A 728-nucleotide genomic window follows, 5' to 3' on the forward strand; every position below is an offset into this window, starting at 1 on the left:
ACTCAATTGGGCTGCTCTTGCAGTGGAGAGCAGTGGAGGCACAAATGCATCCTGTCTCAGCCAGCTGGCTCATTGCTACCGTCTTTTATCTGTCTGGCCGCAACTTAAGCTGCAAGCATTAGGTATCGAAGAGGAAAAGGAGAACGAGTTCAGCCAGAGATCGGTATCACTCTTTGATCTGGCCAACGACCTTGAACCCCATCGACAAGAACTGAAGAAAGATGAACCCTGGAGGCTAAGGGAGCGACAGCTATTAGCTCATATGGCTGCGTGATCTTCAAGCAGCTCTGTTTGTAATGCTGACTCATTTTGAACCTTTGTTTTGTCACCCCTATCCATACAAAAATATTGGTTTAATGAACACCTCCTGACACCACTGTTATAAAGGTTTATTCAGAGTATGAACATACCGCCACAACATGGGAAAGGCCGCCATGAGCAGCAGGCATCTCCTCGCAGGCAAAGCGGCTCAAGCAGGTATACGCCTTATATCCCCAGTACACATGGTTCTCGATATTCAGAGCGTACAGATCGCTCTGAGCACCAGCCACTGTCCCAACGTAGTTTCCAGTCCTTCCCGGCTCACTCTCGTGTGCGGAGATATCACGATATAGATAATGCTTTTAATCTTCTGAAAATGAACCCCCAAAGAGCATTAGATGAGATTGAGACCCTCTTAAAAAAATACATGGGAGACCCGCATCAATATGCTCGTGTTGTGCAATTAA

Annotated in this window: 2 protein-coding genes; one reads left to right on the forward strand and one right to left on the reverse strand. The window is 46.8% G+C overall.

What is annotated here, in order from left to right; all coding sequences use genetic code 11:
- Window positions 1–274, forward strand: a 274-nt coding sequence (locus E1189_RS01550) for a hypothetical protein (protein ID WP_196220989.1), incomplete at its 5' end; no start/stop codon positions are given.
- Between the two features lie 115 nt (window positions 275–389).
- On the opposite strand, the gene E1189_RS01555 is transcribed toward E1189_RS01550, so the two are convergent.
- Complete coding sequence (locus tag E1189_RS01555; RefSeq protein WP_155158341.1) at window positions 390–551, reverse strand: hypothetical protein; 162 nt, start codon at window positions 549–551, stop codon at window positions 390–392.
- Window positions 552–728: the final 177 nt, after the last annotated feature.

Source organism: Parendozoicomonas verongulae (genome assembly GCF_009711465.1).
GTDB lineage: Bacteria > Pseudomonadota > Gammaproteobacteria > Pseudomonadales > Endozoicomonadaceae > Sansalvadorimonas > Sansalvadorimonas verongulae.